This window comes from Cellulomonas cellasea, from assembly GCF_006538745.1.
GTDB classification, from domain to species: domain Bacteria; phylum Actinomycetota; class Actinomycetes; order Actinomycetales; family Cellulomonadaceae; genus Cellulomonas_A; species Cellulomonas_A cellasea.
The window spans coordinates 211091-228865 of record NZ_BJLR01000019.1 but is presented as its reverse complement, the minus strand read 5'-3'; the positions used below and the strand labels follow the sequence as shown (position 1 = coordinate 228865).

16 protein-coding genes are annotated in these 17775 nt (G+C 74.1%); 13 read left to right on the top strand and 3 right to left on the bottom strand.

The features are described from left to right. Positions 1–20 precede the first annotated feature (20 nt). From hydA to CCE01nite_RS11670, 8 genes are all read left to right on the top strand, one after another. Entirely contained in the window at positions 21–1439 is a 1419-nt protein-coding gene (gene hydA, locus CCE01nite_RS11705) for a dihydropyrimidinase (protein WP_034631706.1), read from the top strand. Between the two features lie 29 nt (positions 1440–1468). Further along, positions 1469–2500, top strand: a complete 1032-nt coding sequence (locus tag CCE01nite_RS11700) for a TIGR03842 family LLM class F420-dependent oxidoreductase (protein ID WP_034631704.1) — start codon at positions 1469–1471, stop codon at positions 2498–2500. A 77-nt stretch (positions 2501–2577) separates the two neighbouring features. Continuing rightward, positions 2578–3471 (top strand): ABC transporter permease, encoded by an 894-nt coding sequence (locus CCE01nite_RS21815; protein ID WP_034631727.1) that lies wholly within the window; start codon positions 2578–2580, stop codon positions 3469–3471. Continuing rightward, positions 3468–4277 carry an ABC transporter ATP-binding protein gene (locus tag CCE01nite_RS21810; protein ID WP_052104248.1) on the top strand — a complete coding sequence of 270 codons (810 nt, stop codon included), beginning with the start codon at positions 3468–3470 and terminating at the stop codon, positions 4275–4277. Before CCE01nite_RS21815 ends, CCE01nite_RS21810 begins: the two co-directional genes overlap by 4 nt. Beyond that, a complete protein-coding gene (locus CCE01nite_RS11685; RefSeq protein WP_034631702.1) occupies positions 4274–5080 on the top strand; it encodes an ABC transporter permease in 807 nt (268 codons plus the stop codon). Before CCE01nite_RS21810 ends, CCE01nite_RS11685 begins: the two co-directional genes overlap by 4 nt. A 189-nt stretch (positions 5081–5269) precedes the next feature. Continuing rightward, positions 5270–6415, top strand: a complete 1146-nt coding sequence (locus CCE01nite_RS11680) for an ABC transporter substrate-binding protein (protein ID WP_034631700.1) — start codon at positions 5270–5272, stop codon at positions 6413–6415. A gap of 129 nt (positions 6416–6544) precedes the next feature. After that, a complete protein-coding gene (locus CCE01nite_RS11675) occupies positions 6545–7918 on the top strand; it encodes an aspartate aminotransferase family protein (RefSeq protein WP_052104249.1) in 1374 nt (457 codons plus the stop codon). Between the two features lie 65 nt (positions 7919–7983). Beyond that, on the top strand, positions 7984–8760 hold the full coding sequence (locus CCE01nite_RS11670; protein ID WP_034631716.1) for an SDR family oxidoreductase: 777 nt from the start codon (positions 7984–7986) through the stop codon (positions 8758–8760). 34 nt (positions 8761–8794) lie between these two features. On the opposite strand, the gene CCE01nite_RS11665 is transcribed toward CCE01nite_RS11670, so the two are convergent. From CCE01nite_RS11665 to CCE01nite_RS11655, 3 genes are all read right to left on the bottom strand, one after another. Then, positions 8795–8983 carry a hypothetical protein gene (locus CCE01nite_RS11665; RefSeq protein WP_141372388.1) on the bottom strand — a complete coding sequence of 63 codons (189 nt, stop codon included), beginning with the start codon at positions 8981–8983 and terminating at the stop codon, positions 8795–8797. 79 nt (positions 8984–9062) lie between these two features. After that, positions 9063–9710, bottom strand: a complete 648-nt coding sequence (locus tag CCE01nite_RS11660) for a hypothetical protein (protein ID WP_034631695.1) — start codon at positions 9708–9710, stop codon at positions 9063–9065. Then, a complete protein-coding gene (locus CCE01nite_RS11655; protein WP_141372387.1) occupies positions 9707–10396 on the bottom strand; it encodes an HAD hydrolase-like protein in 690 nt (229 codons plus the stop codon). The genes CCE01nite_RS11660 and CCE01nite_RS11655 overlap by 4 nt, the downstream gene beginning before the upstream one ends. A 188-nt stretch (positions 10397–10584) precedes the next feature. On the opposite strand from CCE01nite_RS11655, the gene CCE01nite_RS11650 reads away from it, so the two are divergent. From CCE01nite_RS11650 to dhaL, 5 genes are all read left to right on the top strand, one after another. After that, entirely contained in the window at positions 10585–10848 is a 264-nt protein-coding gene (locus CCE01nite_RS11650; RefSeq protein ID WP_052104247.1) for a hypothetical protein, read from the top strand. A 311-nt stretch (positions 10849–11159) separates the two neighbouring features. Then, complete coding sequence (gene ileS / locus CCE01nite_RS11645; RefSeq protein ID WP_034631691.1) at positions 11160–14381, top strand: isoleucine--tRNA ligase; 3222 nt, start codon at positions 11160–11162, stop codon at positions 14379–14381. Beyond that, positions 14378–15799 carry a bifunctional folylpolyglutamate synthase/dihydrofolate synthase gene (locus CCE01nite_RS11640; protein ID WP_052104246.1) on the top strand — a complete coding sequence of 474 codons (1422 nt, stop codon included), beginning with the start codon at positions 14378–14380 and terminating at the stop codon, positions 15797–15799. Before ileS ends, CCE01nite_RS11640 begins: the two co-directional genes overlap by 4 nt. A 169-nt stretch (positions 15800–15968) precedes the next feature. Continuing rightward, a complete protein-coding gene (gene dhaK, locus CCE01nite_RS11635; RefSeq protein WP_034631689.1) occupies positions 15969–16964 on the top strand; it encodes a dihydroxyacetone kinase subunit DhaK in 996 nt (331 codons plus the stop codon). Positions 16965–16998: 34 nt separating this feature from the next. Next, a complete protein-coding gene (gene dhaL, locus CCE01nite_RS11630; protein ID WP_141372386.1) occupies positions 16999–17688 on the top strand; it encodes a dihydroxyacetone kinase subunit DhaL in 690 nt (229 codons plus the stop codon). The last annotated feature ends 87 nt before the right edge of the window (positions 17689–17775 follow it).

The following is a 17775-nucleotide window of genomic DNA, read 5'->3' as shown; positions in this document are numbered from 1 at the left end:
CCCGCGAGAGGACGCCCCGCATGACCACGACCCTGATCACCGGCGGCACCGTCGTGAACGCGACCGGCCGCGGCGCCGCCGACGTGCTCGTCGACGGCGAGCAGATCGCCGCCGTGCTCGCGCCCGGCTCGACGCTGCTCGGCCACGACCTCGCCGCCTCGGTCGACCGCGTGATCGACGCCACGGGGAAGTACGTCATCCCCGGCGGCATCGACGCGCACACCCACATGGAGATGCCCTTCGGCGGCACGTTCGCCTCCGACACGTTCGAGACCGGCACGAAGGCCGCCGCGTGGGGCGGCACGACGACGATCGTGGACTTCGTCGTGCAGTACGCGGGGGAGAACCCGCTCGAGCAGTACGCGCTGTGGCAGGACAAGGCCGCCGGCGCGTGTGCGATCGACTACGGCTTCCACCAGATCCTCAGCGACGTCCAGGACTCCTCGCTCGACGCGATGGACGAGCTCGTCGCGGAGGGCGTGTCGAGCTTCAAGCTCTTCATGGCCTACAAGGGCGTGTTCCTGTCGGACGACGGCCAGATCGTCAAGGCCATGCAGAAGGCCGCCTCGAACGGCTCGATGATCATGATGCACGCCGAGAACGGCTCGGTCATCGACCTGCTCGTGCAGCAGTCGCTCGCCCGCGGCGACACCGACCCGGTGTTCCACGGGCTGACCCGGCCCTGGCAGGCGGAGGCCGAGGCGACACACCGCGCGATCATGCTTGCGAACCTCACGGGCGCCCCGCTGTACGTCGTGCACGTCTCGGCGAAGCAGGCCGCGCACCAGATCGCGCTCGCCCGCGACGAGGGCCAGAACGTGTTCGGCGAGACGTGCCCGCAGTACCTGTACCTCTCGCTCGAGGAGCAGCTCGGAGCGCCCGGGTTCGACGGCGCGAAGTGGGTGTGCTCGACGCCGCTGCGCTCGCGGGCCGAGCACCACCAGGACCACATGTGGCGCGCGCTGCGCACCAACGACCTGCAGCTCGTCTCGACCGACCACTGCCCGTTCTGCATGACCCAGAAGCAGCTGGGGGTGCGCGACTTCTCGAAGATCCCGAACGGCATCGGCTCGGTCGAGCACCGCCTCGACCTGCTCTACCAGGGCGTCGTGACCGGCGAGATCACGCTCGAGCGGTGGGTCGAGATCTGCTCGACGACCCCCGCGCGGATGTTCGGGATGTACGGCCGCAAGGGCGTGATCGCCCCCGGCGCCGACGCCGACCTCGTCGTCTACGACCCCGCCGGCCACACGTCGATCGGGCTCGGGAAGACCCACCACATGCAGATGGACTACTCGGCCTGGGAGGGCTTCGAGGTCGACGGGCACGTCGACACGGTGCTCTCGCGCGGCTCGGTCGTCGTCGACGGCGGGGAGTTCCACGGGCGCGCCGGGCACGGCCGCTACGTCAAGCGCGAGCTCTCGCAGTACCTCATCTGAAGCCGTACCTGAACCGGAGGGAGCACACCGTGGACTTCGGCGTCGTCCTGCAGACCAACCCCCCGGCCTCGCGCACCGTCGAGCTCGCGCGCCAGGCCGAGACGCACGGCTTCGACTACGTGTGGACGTTCGACTCGCACCTGCTGTGGCAGGAGCCGTTCGTCATCTACTCGGCGATCCTCGCGGCCACCCGCAAGGTGGTCGTCGGGCCCATGGTCACCAACCCCGCGACGCGGGACTGGACCGTGCTCGCCTCGCTGTTCGCGACGCTCAACGAGATGTACGGCAACCGGACCGTGTGCGGCATCGGCCGCGGCGACTCGGCGGTCCGCACGCTGAACGGCCGGCCGTCCAACCTCGCGACGCTCCGCGAGTCGATCCACGTCATCCGCGAGCTCGCGAACGACCGCGCGGTCGAGGTCAACGGTGCGAAGGTCCGGTTCCCGTGGAGCCACGGTTCCGCGCTCGAGATGTGGGTCGCCGCCTACGGGCCGCTCGCGCTCAAGCTGACCGGCGAGGTGGGCGACGGGTTCATCCTGCAGCTCGCCGACCTCGACGTCGCCGCGTGGATGATCCGCACCGTCCGGGACGCCGCCGAGCAGGCCGGGCGCGACCCCGACACCGTGAAGTTCTGCGTCGCGGCGCCCATGTACGTCGGCAACGGCGACTCCCCGGCCGAGCGGGCGCACATGCGCGAGCAGTGCCGGTGGTTCGGCGGCATGGTCGGCAACCACGTCGCCGACATCGTCACGAAGTACGGCGCCGGGTCGACCGTGCCGAAGGCCCTCACCGACTACATCGAGGGGCGGCAGGGGTACGACTACAACCAGCACGGACGCGCCGGGAACACGCACGCGGACTTCGTGCCCGACGAGATCGTCGAGCGGTTCTGCCTGCTCGGCAGCCCCCGCGAGCACGTCGAGAAGCTCGAGGCCCTGCGCGCGCTCGGTGTCACGCAGTTCGCCGGCTACCTCCAGCACGACAACAAGGAGGAGACCCTGCGGATGTACGGCGAGCGCGTCATCCCCGCGCTGCGCGAGACCGTCGTGGCGACCGCGTGAACGAGCGACCGGCGGCCGTGCGACCGGCGGCCGTGCGACCGGCTGGCGTGCGACCGGTTGCTGCGCGACCCGCGGCGGTGCGCCGGGCGGGCGCCGCGGTCGCCCGCCCCGCCCGCAGCGTCGGGCTCGGTCTCGCGGCGCTCGCGCTCGTGGTCGCGGCATGGGAGGGCTACAAGCTCCTCGCGCCCGACGACGGGTGGCTCGTCGGCGAGGTCCGGCTCCTGCCGCGCACGTCCGACCTCGCGATGCCGCACGTGAGCGACATGCTCGCGCGGCTCGTCGAGCCCGTGACCGGCGCGGCCGGCGCGCCGGCGCTGTGGGTCGCCGTCGTGCAGGCGTGCGCGGCGAGCCTGCGGGTCGCGGCCGTCGGGTGGGTGCTCGGGGTGGGCGTCGGGCTCGTGCTCGCGGTGCTCATGCAGCGCGTGCGGCTCGCCGAGCGCGCGGCGCTGCCGTTCGTCGTGCTGAGCCAGACCGTCCCGCTCATCGCGCTCGCGCCGCTCGTGAAGTCGTGGGGCTCGAAGCTCGAGCTCGGCGCGTTCGAGTGGCAGGGCTGGATGTCGGTCGCGGTCATCGCCTCCTACCTCGCGTTCTTCCCCGTCGCGGTCGGGGCGCTGCGGGGCCTGCAGTCGCCCGACGCGATCCACCGCGAGCTGCTCACCAGCTACGGCGCGGGGTGGTGGCAGGCGCTCGTGCACCTGCACCTGCCCGCGTCCGTGCCCTACCTGCTCCCCGCGCTGCGCCTCGCAGCCGCGGCCGCCGTCGTCGGGACCGTCGTCGCCGAGGTCTCGACCGGACTCCCCGGAGGTGTCGGACGCATGATCCTCGAGCTGGCCAACTTCGCGAGCAGCGACCCGGCGAAGCCCTGGGCACCGATCTTCGGGGCGATCGCCCTCGGGCTCGTGGCGTCGGGCGTCGTCGCGCTGCTGGGTGCCCCGCTGGGTCGCTACCGCCGCGCGGAGGTGACCGCGTGAGCGCCGTCGCGGTCGACGTCCGGGGCGTGAGCAGGGTCTTCGCCGGCGGGGGAGTCGGGGCCGTGACCGCGCTCGACGACGTCGACCTGACCGTCGCCGCGGGCGAGTTCGTCTCGCTCATCGGCCCGTCCGGCTGCGGCAAGAGCACGCTGCTGCGGCTCGTCGCCGACCTCGACGCCCCGACGTCCGGGACCATCGAGGTCTTCGGCCGCAGCCCCGAGCAGGCCCGGCTCGCGCACGACTACGGCATCGCGTTCCAGCAGGCGGGGCTCCTGCCGTGGCGCACGGTCCGGGCGAACGTCGAGCTGCCGCTCGCGCTGCACGGGACCGGCAAGGTCGCCCGGCGGGCCCGCGCCGAGGAGATGCTCGCGCTCGTCGGGCTCACCGACTTCGCGGACCACTTCCCCGACCAGCTCTCGGGCGGCATGCAGCAGCGCGTCGCGATCGCCCGCGCGCTCGCCGAGGAGCCGAGCCTGCTCCTCATGGACGAGCCCTTCGGGGCGCTCGACGAGATGACGCGCGAGCGGCTGCAGAACGAGCTCGTGCGGATCTGCGCCGAGACGCGCGCCGCGGTCGTGTTCGTCACGCACTCGATCCCCGAAGCGGTGTTCCTCTCGGACCGCGTCGTGGTCATGTCGCCCCGGCCGGGCCGGATCCGCACGGTCGTCGACGTCGGGCTCGGGCGGGCCGCGGGGCGCGAGGACGGCGTCCGCGAGGACACCGCGTACTTCGCGGCCGTGACCGCGGTGCGCGAGGCGCTGCGCGGCGGGGCGCTCGTGCCGGCGCGCGGGGTGGACGTCCCGTGAGCGCCCGCACCCTCCCTGCACCCGGCGCCGACGCCGACGCCGCGCAGCGCGTCCTCGCCCCGGTCCTGCTCGGGCTCGCGGTCCTCGCCGCGTGGCAGGCGGCCGTCACGCTCGGGGAGCTCCCGGCGTACCTGCTGCCCGGCCCGGCAGCCATCGCCTCGGAGGTGGTCGCGTTCCTCCCGGCCATCGGCGGGGCCGCGCTCGTGACCGGGACCAACGCGCTCGTCGGGCTCGTGCTCGGCTCGCTCGCCGGGATCGGCCTCGCGGTGCTCGCCGCGCGCACCCGAGCCGTCGACGCGCTGCTCGGGCCGCTCGTCGCGGCGCTCGCGGTCGTCCCGATCGTCGCGCTCGCCCCGGTGCTCTACACGATGTACGGCGCGAGCTCGGAGGTCGCGCGCCAGCTCGTCGCGGCGCTCGCGGTGCTGGTGCCCGTGTTCGTGAACTCGCTGCGAGGCCTGCGTCAGGTGCGCCCGGTGCACCGCGAGCTCATGCGGGTCCTCGCCGCGACGCCGCGCCAGGTCACGCGCGCCGTGACGATCCCCGCCGCGGTGCCGTTCGTGTTCACCGGGCTGCGGCTCGCGTCGTCGCTGGCCGTCATCTCCGCGATCGTCGCGGAGTACTTCGGCGGACCCCGCTCCGGCATCGGCTCGTTCATCACGACCGCCGCCGCGGGCAGCAACTACGCCCGCGCCTGGGCCTACGTCGTCGGCGGCATCGTCGTCGGGCTCGTCTTCTACGTCGCGACGCTCTCCGCCGAGCGCGCCGTGACGCGGCACCACGCCCCGGGCACCGGCCCGTCGTAGCGCCCCACGGAGGTCCACCCGCCGACGTCGCCGGGCTGGTCGATCACCGCAGCACCCGCAGGACCGCACCACCCGCACCACCGCAGCACCCGCAGCACGGCAAGACCCGGGCACCGACCGGGCGAGCACGCGCACGACCCCGCCCGGGGCAAGGGCGGCCCCCACGGACGACCGACGGAAGGCGATGACATGAGGGACACCAGACGCGCACGGTGGGCCGCCACGGCGCTCGGGCTCACGGCCGCGCTCACGCTCGCGGGCTGCGCGGGCGACAGCGAGCCCGAGGCGGGCGCCAGCGAGTCCGCGAGCGGGATGACACCCGTGAAGCTCCAGCTCCAGTGGCTCACGCAGGCGCAGTTCTCCGGCTACTACGCCGCGCTCGCCGAGGGGTTCTACGCCGACGAGGGACTGGACGTCGAGATCCTGCCGAGCGGCGGCGACGTCGTCCCGCAGGACGCGCTCGCGAACGGCGAGGTCGACTACGCCGTCGCCTGGGTGCCCAAGGTGCTCGGGTCGATCGAGCAGGGCGCCGACATCGTCGACGTCGCGCAGATCTTCGAGCGGTCCGCGACCCTGCAGGTCGCGTTCGCCGACTCGGGGATCGACTCGGTCGAGGACCTCGCGGGCAAGAAGATCGGCAGCTGGGGCTACGGCAACGAGTGGGAGCTGTTCGCCGGGCTCAACAAGGCCGGCGTGACGGACGTCGAGATCGTGCAGCAGGCGTTCGACATGAACGCGTTCCTCGCGGGCGACATCGACGCGGCGCAGGCGATGACCTACAACGAGTACGCGCAGCTGCTCGAGGCCGAGAACCCGGAGACCGGCGAGCTCTACCAGCCCGAGGACTTCACGGTCATCGACTGGAACGAGGAGGGCACCGCGATGCTCCAGGACGCGATCTGGGCCGACCAGGGCCGCCTCGCCGACGACGAGGAGTACGCCGAGACGACCGTGAAGTTCCTCAAGGCCACGATCCGCGGCTGGGCGTTCGCGCGGGACAACCCGCAGGAGGCCGCGGACCACGTGACCAAGGCCGGCTCGACCCTGGGCACGAGCCACCAGCTGTGGATGACCAACGAGGTCAACAAGCTCATCTGGCCCAGCACGGGCGGCATCGGCCACATCGACGAGGCCGCGTGGGACGCGACCGTCGAGATGTCGCTGCAGACCTCCAACGAGACCGGCGCGACGATCATCTCCGAGGAGCCCGCCGAGCCGGCGTTCACCAACGAGTACGTCGACCGGGCGCTCGCCGAGCTCGAGGAGGAGGGTGTTGACGTCACGGGCGCCGACTTCGAGCCCGTCGACGTGACGCTCGAGCCCGGCGGCGCCTGACCGTCCGCCGGGGTGGGCGCGGGCGACCTCCACGCCGCCCGCGCCCGCCCCGGCGGCTCCCCGCCGACGCACCACGCGCCACGCACGGGACGACGCACGACGCACGACGCGACCAGGAAGGCGTCCGCCATGACCGCTGCACCGCCGGGATCCCCGGAGGGCCTCGCCCCGCACGCCGATCCCCACCCCGCACGGCACCCCGACGACGTCCGGGCCGCCGAGCTCGACCGCGCGCACGTCTTCCACTCCTGGTCGGCGCAGGGTGCCCTGGCGCCGTTCGTGCTGGCCGGCGGCTCGGGCAGCGAGGTCTGGGACCACGCCGGACGCCGCTACCTCGACTTCTCGAGCCAGCTCGTCAACACCAACATCGGCCACGGGCACCCCGCGGTCGTGCAGGCGATCCAGATGCAGGCCGACCTGCTGCCGACCGTGGCCCCGGCGACCGCGAACCTCACGCGCGGGCTCGCGGCGCGGGCGGTCGTCGCGCACGCCCCCGCGGGGATGCACAAGATCTTCTTCACCAACGGTGGCGCCGACGCCAACGAGAACGCCATCCGCCTCGCGCGCCAGCACACGGGCCGCGACAAGGTCGTCTCGCTGTACCGCTCGTACCACGGCAACACCGGCGCGGCCGTGGTCGCGACGGGGGACTGGCGCCGGGTGCCCAACGAGTACGCGCGCGGGCACGTGCACGCGTTCGGCCCGTACCTGTACCGCAGCGACTTCTGGGCGACCACGCCCGAGGAGGAGTGCGAGCGCGCGCTGCGCCACCTCGAGCGCGTGATCCAGTGCGAGGGCCCGGCGTCGGTCGCCGCGGTGCTGCTCGAGACGGTCGTCGGGACCGGCGGGGTGCTCGTGCCGCCCGACGGCTACCTCGCCGGCGTGCGCGCGCTGTGCGACCGGTACGGCGTGCTGCTGATCCTCGACGAGGTCATGTCGGGGTTCGGGCGCACCGGCGCGTGGCTCGCGCTCGACCACTGGGGCGTCCGCCCCGACCTGGTGACGTTCGCGAAGGGCGTCAACTCCGGCTACGTGCCGGCGGGCGGGGTCCTGATCTCCGACGCGGTCGCCGCGACGTTCGACGACCGCGTGTTCCCGGGCGGCCTCACCTACTCGGGGCACCCGCTCGCGATGGCGGCCGTGGTCGCGACGATCGAGACGATGGAGCGCGAGCACGTCGTCGAGAACGCCGCGCGCATCGGCGCCGACGTGCTGGGCCCCGGGCTCGCCGCGCTCGCCGATCGCCACCCCGTGATCGGCGAGGTCCGCGGCCTCGGGGTGTTCTGGGCCCTCGAGCTCGTGGCGGACCGCGCGACCCGCGAGCCGCTGCCCCCGGCGCTCGTAGCACGCGTGAAGTCGGAGATGATGGCCCGCGACCTGCTGCCGTTCCTCGCCGACAACCGCATCCACGTGGTGCCGCCGTGCGTCGTCACGGACGACGAGGTGGCGCGGGCGCTGGCCGTGTACGACGAGGCACTGACCGTGATCGAGGGAGAGCTGTGAGCACCACGGGTTCGGACGGCACGACGCAGGGCACGGAGCACCGCACCGAGCACCGCACGGGCGAGGTGGCCGCGGACGGTACCGCTGCGACGCGGCTGCGCGCCGTCGTCACCGGGGCCTCGTCGGGCATCGGCGCGGCGACGGTGCGCCGGCTGCGCACCGAGGGCTGGGACGTCGTCGCCGTCGCCCGCCGCGCCGACCGGCTCGAGGCGCTCGCGGCCGAGACGGGTGCCGAGCCGTTCGCGTGCGACATCACCTCGGACGACGACGTCGCCCGGCTCACCGCGCACGTCGAGGCGACCGGCGGCCTGACGTCGCTGGTCAACAACGCGGGCGGTGCGCTCGGGCTCGACCGCGTCGAGCACGCCGACGTCGAGGGCTGGCGTCGGATGTACGAGACCAACGTGCTCGGCACGCTGCGCATCACGAAGGCGCTGCTCCCGGCCCTGCGCGCGAGCGGGCGCGGCGACGTGCTCGTCGTGACCTCGACCGCGGGCATCGCGCCCTACGAGGGCGGCGGCGGGTACACCGGGGTCAAGCACGCCGAGCGCATGCTCACCACGACGCTGCGCCTCGAGCTCATCGGCGAGCCGGTGCGGGTCATGGACGTCGCGCCCGGCAACGTCGCGACCGAGGAGTTCTCGCTCGTGCGGTTCGGCGGGGACGCCGAGCGCGCCGCGAAGATCTACGAGGGCTACGAGCCGCTGCTGGCCCAGGACGTCGCCGACGTCATCACGTTCGCGCTCACGCGCCCGCACCACGTGAACATCGACACGCTCGTGGTCCGCCCGCGCGCGCAGGTCTCGAACACGCAGATCGCGCGGCGTCCCACGGGCGCCTGAACGGACCCCGCCCGTGGGCCGGGCCGGGCCGCCCTCACCCCTGGGGCGGTTCCGGCCCGTCCTGCGGCGCGGCGGCGGGCGGCCGCGGGAAGCCCGCGTCCTGCATGCCGTCCCGGACCGCCTTGCGCACGACCCAGTACACGAAGAAGGCGCACACCAGGATCGGGACGGCGTAGGCGAGCACGCCGACGAGCAGGTACTCCAGGGGGCCGCCGAACATCATGCGGTCACCGTAGCGGCCGGTCGCGCCGCCCGGGTCGGCGACGGGAGGCCCGCGCCGGCCGACCACCCGATCGGCCGCGTCAGAGCGCGCGCACCCACCGCTCGCCGTCGAGCGCGAACCCGGCGCGGTGCAGGTACGGCCGCACGCTCGCCGCGACGACCCCGGTGCTGACGACGCGCTGCGCCCCGCGTGCGGCGAACGGGCCCGCGGGGGAGTAGATGAGCGAGCCCGCGGTGTAGTCGCGGTAGCCCGGGATCACGTAGTCGACGAGCAGCTCCCACGCCCCCGCGCCGGCGGCGTCGCGCTCGCGGACCGCCACGACGAGCCCGACGGTGACGTCGCCGTGCAGCACGAGCGCGCACAGCACGTTCGGCGGCGCGACGTCGAGCGTCGGGAGCGTGCGCGCCGCAGGCCAGAACCGCGCGACGTCCGCACCGTGCTGGCCGAGGAAGCGCGCGACGAACGGGTCGTCGGGTGCCGCCGCGACCCACTCGAACGCGGTCCCGGTGCTCCGGCGGCGCAGCAGGCTCACGATGAACCACGCGTTGATGGCGCACAGGGCGGCGTTCATCGCGACCATGGACCACACGCCGATGAGCGCGTTGAACACCACGAGCGCCCCGGACGCGGCGAGGTTGAGCACGCGGAACCGCAGCATGCGCGACTGCAGCACCGAGTAGACGAGCAGCGCCGACCCGGCCCAGCCGAGGACGTCCACGGCGCTCACGGGGCGGCCACCGGGTCGGCGCCGGGGTGCCCCGCGGTGAGCAGCGCGCGCAGCTCGTCGACGGTCGTGACGGTGGCGAGCGGGGCCGCGGCCTTGAGCTCGCCGGGCGGGGCGTACCCCCAGGTCACCGCGATGCACTCCACGCCGTGCGCGCGGGAGCCGAGCACGTCGTGCTCCCGGTCGCCCACCATGACGACCTCGCCGCGCGCCGCGAGGTCCCGTGCGCCGAGGGAGTCGAGCGCGTGCGCGACGACGGCGGCCTTGCTCGCACGGCTCTGGTCGAACGACGCGCCGAACACGCCGTCGACGAGCGCGTCGAGCCCGAAGTGCGCGGCGATGCGCCGGGCCGTCGGCTCCGGCTTGGACGTCGCGACCGCGGTGCGCAGGCCCGCGGCGCGCAGCGCGGTCAGCAGCTCGAGGATGCCCGGGTAGAGGACCGCGTCGCGCGTCGCCCGCTCGGCGTAGTCCGCGCGGTAGGCAGCGATGCCGGTCTCGACGAGCTCCGGAGGGACGCCGTGGGCCGTGAAGTTGTCCCAGATCGGCGGCCCCACGAAGGTCCGCAGGGTTGCGGCGTCCGGTGCGGGGACGCCCATCGCGGCGTACGCGGCGCGCACCGAGGCGGTGATCGCGGGGGCGGAGTCGGTCAGGGTGCCGTCGAGGTCGAGCAGGGCGAGGCGGTAGGTCACGGGCGAGATCATCCCACCGCGCCCCCGGCCGGCCCGCAGCGCCCGGTCGCGGCCGGGCGGACGCCACCCGGACGGCCGCCGGGTGCGGGCCGCGCCGGTACGCAGCGCAGGACGGCGCGCCGGGCGCTGCGTACAGTCGGGGCGTGCCGCGCGGCCGCCCGCCGGGCCGCCCGAGGAGGGGGAGCGCCATGCACGAGGATCCCGACGTCGAGGCGCTCTGGCCCGAGCTGTTCGAGCCGCTCGACGAGCAGCAGCGCCGGTCCGTCCGGCAGTCGTTCGTCCGGGCGGCGGCGGGCGGGTGGGTGGCCAACCGCGAGGACGTGGAGAACCTGACCGCGCTCGAGAGCGGCGCGATCACGCCCGAGGAGTACGACCGTCGCGTCGACGAGACCGCGACCCGCCACTGGGTCGACGAGGCCGTCTGGCGCCCGGGCGGCTCGGCCGCCGTCTGACCCGTGCTCGCCCGAGCGGATCGCGCTGGCGGCCCCCACCACACCGGCGTCTAGGATGGCGGGCACAGGCGTCGACCCGGCCATCACCGGCGAGCCTCCGGAAGAACAGCGGTGCACGCCCGGCAGACGGGAGCGCGCCGCCCAGTAGAACCGGACGGGGCAGGCCCGTCACAGCCGTCGGAGAGTGGTCGCGCACCCGTTCGCGGGGCGGGGCAAGCGGGGTGGTACCGCGGTGGCGACGGCGAGAGCCGGGGCCGTCGTCCTCGTGCAGGTGACGAGAGCGCACGACCGACCCCGGGAGCCCGAAGACCATGGCCTATCCGCTGCACCGCGCCGACGACGGTGTGCCCGCGAGCCCCGACCTGCCGTCCCTCGAGAAGGACGTGCTCGCCCACTGGGCGGCCGACGGCACGTTCCAGGCGTCGGTCGACCAGCGCCCCGCGGGCGAGAACGGCGCGAACGAGTTCGTCTTCTACGACGGCCCGCCGTTCGCGAACGGCCTGCCCCACTACGGCCACCTGCTCACGGGGTACGCGAAGGACCTCGTCGGGCGCTACCAGACCCAGCGCGGCCGCCGGGTCGAGCGCCGCTTCGGCTGGGACACGCACGGGCTGCCCGCCGAGCTCGAGGCCGAGCGCGTGCTCGGGATCACCGACAAGTCGCAGATCGACGAGATGGGCATCGCCGCGTTCAACGAGGCGTGCCGCACGTCGGTGCTCAAGTACACCGACGAGTGGCGCGAGTACGTGACGCGCCAGGCCCGCTGGGTCGACTTCGACAACGACTACAAGACGCTCGACCTGACCTACATGGAGTCGGTCGTGTGGGCGTTCAAGCAGCTCTACGACAAGGGCCTCGCGTACGAGGGCTACCGGGTGCTGCCGTACTGCTGGCGTGACGAGACCCCGCTGTCCAACCACGAGCTGCGGATGGACGACGACGTCTACCAGTCGCGCCAGGACCCGGCCCTGACGGTCGGCGTGCGCCTCGAGACGGGCGAGCTCGCGCTGATCTGGACCACGACGCCGTGGACGCTCCCGAGCAACCTGGCCGTCGCGGTCGGTCCCGAGATCGACTACGTCGTCGTCGCGCCCGTCGAGGGCCCGCTCGCCGGGGACCGCGTGCTGCTCGCGGCGTCGCGCCTCGCGTCGTACGCCCGTGAGCTCGGCGAGGACGCCACGGTCGTCGAGCACCTCACGGGCGCCGAGGTCGCGGGCCGGTCGTACACGCCGCCGTTCCCGTACTTCGCCGGCCACCCGAACGCGCACCGTGTGCTCGCGGGCGACTTCGTGTCGACCGAGGACGGCACCGGGCTCGTGCACCTCGCGCCGGCCTTCGGCGAGGAGGACATGGCGGTCTGCGCGGCGGCGGGCATCACGCCCGTCGTCCCGGTCGACGCCAAGGGCCGCTTCACGACCGAGGTGCCCGACTACGCCGGTCAGCAGGTCTTCGACGCGAACCCGCACGTGATCGCGGACCTCAAGGCCGGCACGGGCCCGCTCGCGGCGGTGCACGCCGAGGACCGCGCGGTCGTCGTCCGGCACGAGACCTACCAGCACTCCTACCCGCACTGCTGGCGGTGCCGGAACCCGTTGATCTACAAGGCGGTGTCGAGCTGGTTCGTGCGCGTCAGCGAGTTCCGCGACCGCATGGTCGAGCTCAACGACAAGATCACCTGGGTGCCCGACCACATCAAGGACGGGCAGTTCGGCAAGTGGCTCGCGGGCGCCCGCGACTGGTCGATCTCCCGCAACCGCTACTGGGGCACGCCCATCCCGGTGTGGGAGAGCGACGACCCGGCGTACCCGCGCCGCGACGTGTACGGCTCGCTCGCCGAGCTCGAGGCCGACTTCGGTGTCGAGGTGACCGACCTGCACCGCCCGTTCATCGACGAGCTCACGCGCCCGAACCCGGACGACCCGACGGGCCGGTCCACGATGCGCCGCATCCCCGACGTGCTCGACGTGTGGTTCGACTCGGGCTCGATGCCGTTCGCGCAGGTGCACTACCCCTTCGAGAACGCCGACTGGTTCGAGCACCACTACCCGGGCGACTTCATCACGGAGTACATCGGGCAGACGCGCGGCTGGTTCTACACGCTGCACGTGCTCGCGACCGCGCTGTTCGACCGCCCGTCGTTCGGCACGGCCGTCTCGCACGGCATCGTGCTCGGGTCCGACGGGCGCAAGATGAGCAAGTCGCTGCGCAACTACCCGGACGTGTCCGAGGTCCTCGACCGCGACGGCTCCGACGCGATGCGCTGGTTCCTCATGGCGAGCCCGATCCTGCGCGGCGGCAACCTCGTCGTGACCGAGGAGGGCATCCGCGCCGAGGTCCGTCAGGTGCTGCTCCCGCTGTGGAGCACGTGGTACTTCTTCGCGCTGTACGCGGGCGCGGCGAACGGCGGCGAGGGCCTGACCGCGCGCCGGGTGACGGCCGAGGACCTGCCCGGGCTCGCGACGATGGACCGGTACCTGCTGGCCCGCACGCGCACGCTCGTCGAGAAGGTCACCGCGCAGCTCGACGCGTACGACGTCCCGGGGGCGTGCGAGAGCGTGCGCGAGCACCTCGACGTGCTGACCAACTGGTACGTCCGGACATCGCGCGAGCGGTTCTGGGGCGAGGACGCGGGTGCGTTCGACACGCTGTGGACCGCGCTCGAGACGCTCACGCGTGTCATGGCGCCGCTCGCCCCGCTGGTCTCCGAGGAGGTCTGGCGCGGGCTCACCGGCGGGCGCAGCGTGCACCTGTCCGACTGGCCGAGCCTCGTCGAGGGCTCGGTCGACGACCGGGCGCTGCCCGCGGACGACGAGCTCGTCGCGGCCGTCGACCGCGTGCGCGCGATCGTCTCGACCGCGCTCGGGCTGCGCAAGGCGCACTCCCTGCGCGTCCGCCAGCCGCTGCGCGAGCTCCGGGTCGCGCTCGCGGACCCGTCGGTGGTCCAGCCGTTCGCGGACCTCGTCGGCGCCGAGCTCAACGTCAAGGGCGTCACGCTGCTCTCGCTCGACGACGCGGCGGCGACCGACGTCGGCGTCGAGACGCGGCTGTCCGTCAACGCGCGCGCCGCCGGGCCCCGGCTCGGCCGCGGCGTCCAGGACGTCATCCGGGCCGCGAAGGCCGGCGACTGGGAGCAGACCCCGGACGGGGTCGTCGTGGTCCGCACCGCGGGCGGGGACGTCGCGCTCGCGGACGGCGAGTACGAGCTCGCGACCGTCGTGGCCGCCGGGGGAGCGGGTGACCTCGCCGCCGCGGTGCTGCCCGGCGGCGGGTTCGTCGTGCTCGACCTCGCGCTCGACGACGAGCTGCGCGCCGAGGGCTACGCGCGCGACGCGGTCCGGGCCGTGCAGGACGCGCGCAAGGCCGCGGGGCTGCAGGTCAGCGACCGCATCGTGCTCGAGCTCGACGTGCCGGCCGAGGGGCTGACCGCGATCGAGACGCACCGGGAGTTCCTCGCGACCGAGACGCTCGCGACCGAGATCGTCGTGACGCCCGGTGGCGGCACCGAGCTCGTCGTCCGGGTGGCCCGCGCATGAGCGCCGCGCAGCGCGGCAGCGGGCCGTCCGGGTACTCCGGCGAGCCGGGCGGCGCGGAGCACCTGCGCCGCGAGGCCGAGGCCGCCGCACGCTCGGCCGCCGACGAGGTGTACGCCGCGATCCTCGAGCGCGCGCCCGAGAACGACATCGAGCCGTCCCTCGACCGCGTGCGCGAGGTGTGCGAGCTGCTGGGCGACCCGCAGCACGCGTTCCGCACGGTCCACATCACCGGGACCAACGGCAAGACGTCGACCGCGCGCATGGTCGAGCGGCTCCTGCGCGAGCACGGGCTGCGCACGGGCCGGTTCACGAGCCCGCACCTGACGCGCGTGACCGAGCGCATCACGGTCGACGGCGAGCCGATCAGCGACGAGCGCTTCGTCGAGGTCTGGCAGGACGTCGCGCCGTACGTGCACATGGTCGACACCCGCTCGCTCGAGCGGGGCGGGCCGCGGCTGAGCTTCTTCGAGGTCTTCACCGTGATGGCCTTCGCGGCGTTCGCGGACGCGCCCGTCGAGGTCGCGGTGGTCGAGGTCGGGCTCGGCGGCACCTGGGACGCGACGAACGTCGTGGACGGCGAGGTCGCGGTGATCACCACCGTGGCGCACGACCACGAGCGCTACCTCGGGGACACGCTCGTGGAGATCGCGAGCGAGAAGTCCGGGATCATCAAGGACGGCGCGACCGCGGTGCTCGCGGCGCAGGACGAGGACGTCGAGGGCGTGCTGCTGCAGGCGGCCGCCGAGCGCGGTGCCCGGGTGCTCCGCGAGGGCGTCGACATCGAGGTGGTGGACCGCCAGGTCGCGGTCGGCGGCCAGCTGCTCACCCTGCGCGGCACGGGCGCCGTCTACCAGGACGTGTTCCTGCCGATGTACGGCGAGCACCAGGCGCACAACGCCCTGCTCGCGCTCGTCGCCGTCGAGAGCCTGCTCACGGGCGGCGCGGCACTGGGCGGCGAGGTCGTCGAGGCGGCGTTCGCGGACATGTCGTCGCCGGGCCGGCTCGAGGTCGTCCGGACGAGCCCGACGATCCTGGTCGACGCCGCGCACAACCCCGCGGGCGTCGCCGCGCTCGTGTCGGCGGTCGAGGAGGCGTTCGAGTTCACGCGGCTCGTCGGCGTGGTCGGCGTCATGGCGGACAAGGACCCCGAGGGGATCCTCGCGGGCCTCGAGCCGCTGCTCGCGGAGGTCGTCGTGACGCGCGCCGCGTCCGCCCGCGCGCTCGACGTGCCGGACCTCGCCGAGGTCGCCGTCGACGTATTCGGCGAGGACCGCGTGCACGTCGCGGAGCGGCTCGACGACGCGATCGCGCTCGCGTCGAACCGGGCCGAGAGCGAGGCGCAGTACGGCGCGGGCGTCCTGATCACGGGGTCGGTCGTGCTCGTCGCGCAGGCGAGGACGCTGCTCGGCCGCGCCTGACGGCCGCACCCGCGGGCCCCGGCGCACGAACGTGCGACGGGGCCCGCGCGCGCACCGCCTGCGCTTGACGCTCGTCCAGGGCGCGGCGAGTGTGAGGGGACCCCGGCACCGCGGCCGGTGGCTGCCGCCGGGCGCCCACGGGTGCCCGGCAGAGGAGGAGAGGTCCCCGGTGAAGAAGCTCATCAACGACCCGCAGAACGTCGTCACGGAGTCCGTGCAGGGCTTCGGGCTCGCGCACGCCGACCTCGTCGCGGTGCACACCGACCCGCTGTTCGTGGCGCGGGTCGGCGGTGCCGTGCAGGGCAAGGTCGGCCTCGTGAGCGGCGGGGGCAGCGGCCACGAACCCCTGCACGCGGGCTTCGTCGGCCACGGCATGCTCGACGCGGCCGTGCCCGGCGCGATGTTCACCTCGCCGACCCCCGACCAGATCGCTCCCGCGTTCACCGCCGCCGACGGCGGCGCCGGCGTCCTCGCGATCGTCAAGAACTACACGGGCGACGTGCTCAACTTCGAGACCGCCGTCGAGCTCGCCGAGGCCGAGGACGTCGAGGTCCGCACGGTCCTCGTCAACGACGACGTCGCGGTCGAGGACTCCCTGTACACGGCCGGGCGCCGCGGGGTCGCGGGGACCGTCGCGGTCGAGAAGATCGCGGGCGCCGCGGCCGAGCGCGGGGACGACCTCGCCGCCGTGACGGCCGTCGCGGAGCGCGTCGTGGCGAACGTCCGGACCATGGGCGTCGCCCTGACGGCGTGCACCGTCCCGCACGCCGGCCGCCCGAGCTTCGACCTTCCGGAGGACGAGGTCGAGATCGGCATCGGCATCCACGGCGAGCCCGGCCGGCACCGCATCCCGCTCGCGAGCGCCGACGAGATCACCGGGATGCTCGTGACCGCGGTCGCGGACGACCTCGCACTGACCGAGGGGGAGCGGGTGCTGCTCCTGGTCAACGGCATGGGCGGCACCCCCGCCTCGGAGCTGTACGTCGTCTATGGTCAGGCACGCAGGTTGCTCGAGGCGCGGGGGGTCGAGGTGACCCGGTCGCTCGTCGGCAGCTACGTGACATCACTGGAGATGCAGGGCGCCTCGGTGACCGTTCTCCGGCTGGACGACGAGCTGACCGCCCTGTGGGACGCACCGGTGCACACCGCCGCGCTCAGGTGGTGAGGCGGCGGTCCTGACGGCTGAGGCGGGAGCAGGCATGACGGTGGACGTGGCGTGGGCGACGGCGTGGGTCCGCGGGTCGGCGGGGGCGGTGCTCGAGCACCGCGACGAGCTCGTCGAGCTCGACCGGCAGATCGGCGACGGGGACCACGGCGAGAACCTCGCACGGGGCTTCACCGCGGTCCTGGCGCGGCTCGACGCGCTCGAGGAGCCGCCCGCCGAGATCGGCGACGTGCTCAAGCTGGTCGCGACGACCCTCATGTCGAGCGTGGGCGGCGCCGCGGGACCGCTGTACGGCACCGCGTACCTGCGGGCCGCCAAGATCACCGGGGCGCCGACCCTCGACAGCGCGGGCGTCGTCGCGATGCTCGAGGCCGCGCTCGAGGGCATCGTCGTGCGTGGCAAGGCGTCACCCGGCGAGAAGACGATGGTCGACGCGTGGACCCCCGCGGTCGAGGCGGCCGTCGTCGCGGCGCACGCGGGCTCCGGGCCGGCCGACGTGCTCGCCGCAGCCGCGGCCGCTGCGGAGCGAGGGTCGGACGCGACCGTGCCGCTCGTCGCGACGAAGGGCCGCGCGAGCTACCTCGGTGAGCGGTCCGCCGGTCACCGGGACCCGGGGGCGACGTCGAGCGCGCTGATCCTGCGGGCGGCGGCGCAGGCCGCGTCGGGCGGGACGAGCGGGACGACCGCGCCCGGCGGCGCCGGCGAGGACGGCGGCGCCGCGTGAGCGTGCCCGGCGCCGACGAGCCCGGCCCGGGCACGCCCGGCTCCGACCCGGCGGCGACCGGCCCCGCAACCATCGACCCCGCCGCCT

What these genes read in the sequence shown, in the direction of transcription:
- hydA (WP_034631706.1), top strand. Translation starts at nt 21, where the DNA reads ATGACCACGACCCTGATCACCGGCGGCACCGTCGTGAACGCGACCGGC.
- CCE01nite_RS11680 (WP_034631700.1), top strand. Translation starts at nt 5,270, where the DNA reads ATGAGGGACACCAGACGCGCACGGTGGGCCGCCACGGCGCTCGGGCTC.
- CCE01nite_RS11675 (WP_052104249.1), top strand. Translation starts at nt 6,545, where the DNA reads ATGACCGCTGCACCGCCGGGATCCCCGGAGGGCCTCGCCCCGCACGCC.
- CCE01nite_RS11665 (WP_141372388.1), bottom strand. Translation starts at nt 8,983, where the DNA reads ATGATGTTCGGCGGCCCCCTGGAGTACCTGCTCGTCGGCGTGCTCGCC.
- CCE01nite_RS11650 (WP_052104247.1), top strand. Translation starts at nt 10,585, where the DNA reads ATGCACGAGGATCCCGACGTCGAGGCGCTCTGGCCCGAGCTGTTCGAG.
- ileS (WP_034631691.1), top strand. Translation starts at nt 11,160, where the DNA reads ATGGCCTATCCGCTGCACCGCGCCGACGACGGTGTGCCCGCGAGCCCC.
- CCE01nite_RS11640 (WP_052104246.1), top strand. Translation starts at nt 14,378, where the DNA reads ATGAGCGCCGCGCAGCGCGGCAGCGGGCCGTCCGGGTACTCCGGCGAG.
- dhaL (WP_141372386.1), top strand. Translation starts at nt 16,999, where the DNA reads ATGACGGTGGACGTGGCGTGGGCGACGGCGTGGGTCCGCGGGTCGGCG.